The sequence below is a fragment of the Roseomonas rosulenta genome, assembly GCF_016106005.1.
GTDB lineage: Bacteria > Pseudomonadota > Alphaproteobacteria > Acetobacterales > Acetobacteraceae > Neoroseomonas > Neoroseomonas rosulenta.
Genome location: NZ_JACADR010000383.1, coordinates 1 through 3,272, shown reverse-complemented (window position 1 = coordinate 3,272; position 3,272 = coordinate 1). Strand labels below are relative to the sequence as shown.

Sequence of the window (3,272 nt, the reverse complement as noted above, 5' to 3'; positions counted from 1 at the left end):
CCCGCCGCCCGTGCAGGCCGCCCCGCCGCCGGCCCCCGTCCCGCCCGCGCGCGGCTGAACGGCCGGGCACGGCAAGGACCGCTTGCCGTGCCCCCCGCCGCGACAGCGCGGCGGCCGGGATCGTGCTGCCCGCAGGTCGGCAGACTGGTCTTGCGGCCGTTGGGAAGCGCATCCCCTTCCCGCGACAGGATGCCCTGGTCGCGCGCGAACCGACACGCGGATGGTGCGATCCCGCCACGCGGGGCCTGGGCGGATACCGGCCGCCAGCCGCCCGTTCCGGTGCCCGGCCACGCGATCTAACCCCAGCTATGGCGGTCGGACGTCGTATTCCGCACCGGGCTGCGGCGCGGCGGACCGCTGGCTGCCCCGGTTGCGCCTGGACGTAAACCGGACCACATAAGTCGGGATTTCAACACAAGCCTCGGACCCCGCCATGTTCATCGAGACCGAAGCCACCCCCAACCCCGCCACGCTGAAGTTCCTGCCCGGGCGCGACGTGCTCGGCGGGCGCGGCACGGCGGATTTCACCGCCGCCGACCAGGCCGCCGGCCGCTCGCACCTGGCCGAGCGGGTGTTCCAGGTGGGCGAGGTGGCGCGCGTCTTCCTTGGCTCCGACTTCGTCACCGTGACCAAGGCCGATGACGCCGACTGGGCGCTGCTGCGCCCGCGCGTGCTCGGCGCCATCATGGAGCACTACCTGTCCGGGATGCCGGTGCTCGAAGGTGCCGCCGAGGGCGAGCACGGCGAGGATTTCGACGCCGCCGACCAGGAGGTCGTGGCGCAGATCAAGGAACTGCTCGACACCCGCGTGCGTCCGGCGGTCGCCGGCGACGGCGGCGACATCACCTTCCACGGCTTCCGCGACGGCATCGTGAAGCTGCGGATGCAGGGCGCGTGCTCCGGTTGCCCCTCCTCGCGCGCCACGCTGAAGCATGGCGTGGAGAACATGCTGCGCCACTACGTGCCGGAAGTCGTGGCGGTGGAGCAGGTCGAGGCCTGATCCGCAGCGGCGGCGGGCATGGTCGCGCGGCGCCGGCATCATTCGCCGCGATGATCGTGAGCATTGCCCCGCGGGCATGGCCTTCCGGGGCGGTGGCGCCATATCCCCCCCAGCGACCCCACCCTCAGCAGGACCATCCCCATGGACGTGACCACGGCCCCCGAGACCATCGACGACCGGGCGCTCGACCAGCTGTTCCGCACCGCGCGCACGCAGAACAAGTGGACCGACCGGCCCGTGCCCGACGCCAAGCTGCGCGAGGTCTACGACCTGCTGAAGATGGCGCCGACCAGCGCCAATGCCTCGCCCGCCCGCTTCGTCTTCGTGCGCACGCCGGAAGGCAAGGCGAAGCTGAAGCCCGCGCTGTCGGCCGGCAACCTCGAGAAGACCATGACCGCGCCGGTCACCGTGATCGTGGCGCACGACCTGCACTTCTACGACCACCTGCCGAAGCTGTTCCCGCATGCGCCGGATGCGAAGAACTGGTTCACCGGGTCGTATTCCTTCGCCGAGCAGACCGCCTTCCGCAACGGCTCGTTGCAGGGCGCGTACCTGATCCTGGCGGCGCGCGCGGTCGGGCTCGATGCCGGTCCGATGAGCGGCTTCGATACCGCGAAGGTCGACGAGGCTTTCTTCGCCGGTACCCAGTGGAAGACCAACTTCCTCGTCAACCTCGGCTATGGCGACCCCTCGGGGCTGTTCCCGCGCAATCCGCGGCTCGACTTCGAGGAAGCCGCCCGCTTCGAATGACGCCGACGCCCGCGGGCCGAGCCGGTCCGCGGGTTGGCCCGTGAAGCATTTCACGCCGCATCGCCCGCCGTGCTTGACTTGCGGCGGGCGAGACCGATTCTGCTCAACGTACGTGCAGGAGAGGTGAGCGGCCATGCACCGGCCTACCTTGCGACATGTGGTTGTCCTGGCGGTCCTTGCGGCACCGGGCCTTGCCCATGCCCAGGCGAGGGGGCCTGACAGCAGTCCGGCCGTGATGCCTTTCGGCGCCTTCGGCAATGACGGCCAGGCCGCGATCGGCGCAGGGCTGCGGCTGTTTCCTGGGCCCGGCGCGCCGCCGGCGGCCTCCCCCGTGCCGGTGCCAGCCCCGGTCGCCGTGCCCCAGCCGATCAGCAAGCCTGGCCTTGGCGCCGCGCCCCAGCCGGTGGCAGGGGGCCTTGGCAAGCCCGCACCGCTGCCGCCGCTCGGTGCGGCGGCGCCCGCGCGCAGCGCCACCGGCTTCACCATCAACCCAGCGGTCACTGCGCGCGTGCGCCAGCAGGTGCTCGCCGCCATGCTGCCCTCCAGCCCGAACCCGCAGGGGCTGCGCCAGGCCGTGGAATCGGGCGCGCCCTGGCAGGAATTCGACCGGCTGCTCGCGCAGCACGGCTATGACAGCCGCGACCTCTCGGACGTGGTGGCGGCCTTCTACCTGATCGCCTGGGAGGTCTCGACCGGCGGCGACGCCACGGCGCAGCCGGCCGGGATCGCCGCGGTGCGGGGCCAGGCGCGGCAGATGCTGGCCGGCATGCCGAACGTGGCCCGCATGAACGACGAGGAGCGCCAGGCGACGGCCGAGACCCTCGCCTTCCACGCCATGGCGATGATGGCCCGCCACCACGACCTGCAGGTGTCCGGCGCCGGCCCGGCGCTGGCCGCCTATCGCACCGAGGTGGCGCAGGCGGTGGCACAGCAGCAGGGGATCGACGTCCGGCGCTTCGCGCTGACGTCCTCGGGCTTCCAGGCGCGCTGAGGCCGCCGGGCGGGCGCTGCCCGCTGCACCGTGGCGCCTGCGGACATCGAGGCACGCCGCATCGGCGCGCCGCCGGGCTGCCCGCGCGCGAGATCAGCCGCCGCCCGGAGCGCGCCGCCCATAGGCCAGGATGGCGGCCGCCAGATCCTCGCCCGCCCAGCCGACGGACTTGAACACCGTGACCTCCGCCGCGTCGCGCCGGCCGGGATGCGCCCCGCGGCACAGCTCCGCGAGGTCGGCCACGACATGCTCCGCGGCGATCGCGCCCTCGGCGATCGCCTGCACGATGTCGCCGGCCTCGGCCAGGGCGCCGGCGCGGGTGTCCACCACCAGCGTGGCGCGGGCCAGCAGCGCGCCATCGCTCTCGCGCATGTCGCGGCGATAGGCGCCCACCAGGTCCACATGCGTGCCGGGCGCGACCTCGGCGCCGCGCACCAGCGGCGCCGCCGAGAGCGTGGCGGCCGAGACGATGTCGGCCTGCGCGGGATCGGGCCGGTCGGTGGCGCGGGCGGGCAGGCCCTCGGCGGCGAG

3 protein-coding genes and 1 pseudogene are annotated in these 3,272 nt (G+C 73.4%); 3 read left to right on the top strand and 1 reads right to left on the bottom strand.

Translation table 11 applies throughout. The features are described from left to right. The first annotated feature begins 433 nt into the window (after positions 1 to 433). The 3 genes from HW578_RS24630 to HW578_RS24620 all read left to right on the top strand — a co-directional run bounded on the left by HW578_RS24630 (position 434) and on the right by HW578_RS24620 (position 2,741). Positions 434 to 1,000, top strand: a complete 567-nt coding sequence (locus tag HW578_RS24630) for a NifU family protein (RefSeq protein ID WP_198373344.1) — start codon at positions 434 to 436, stop codon at positions 998 to 1,000. 141 nt (positions 1,001 to 1,141) lie between these two features. After that, on the top strand, positions 1,142 to 1,750 hold the full coding sequence (locus tag HW578_RS24625) for a malonic semialdehyde reductase (protein ID WP_198373343.1): 609 nt from the start codon (positions 1,142 to 1,144) through the stop codon (positions 1,748 to 1,750). A gap of 235 nt (positions 1,751 to 1,985) precedes the next feature. Continuing rightward, positions 1,986 to 2,741 carry a DUF6683 family protein gene (locus HW578_RS24620; protein WP_369407971.1) on the top strand — a complete coding sequence of 252 codons (756 nt, stop codon included), beginning with the start codon at positions 1,986 to 1,988 and terminating at the stop codon, positions 2,739 to 2,741. Between the two features lie 93 nt (positions 2,742 to 2,834). Here the strand turns inward: HW578_RS24620 and HW578_RS24615 are convergent. Continuing rightward, positions 2,835 to 3,272: pseudogene (locus HW578_RS24615) on the bottom strand (ornithine cyclodeaminase family protein); the annotation flags it as partial.

Coding starts and splice junctions, on each gene's coding strand:
- HW578_RS24630 (WP_198373344.1), top strand. CDS start 434: ATGTTCATCGAGACCGAAGCCACCCCCAACCCCGCCACGCTGAAGTTC.
- HW578_RS24625 (WP_198373343.1), top strand. CDS start 1,142: ATGGACGTGACCACGGCCCCCGAGACCATCGACGACCGGGCGCTCGAC.
- HW578_RS24620 (WP_369407971.1), top strand. CDS start 1,986: ATGCCTTTCGGCGCCTTCGGCAATGACGGCCAGGCCGCGATCGGCGCA.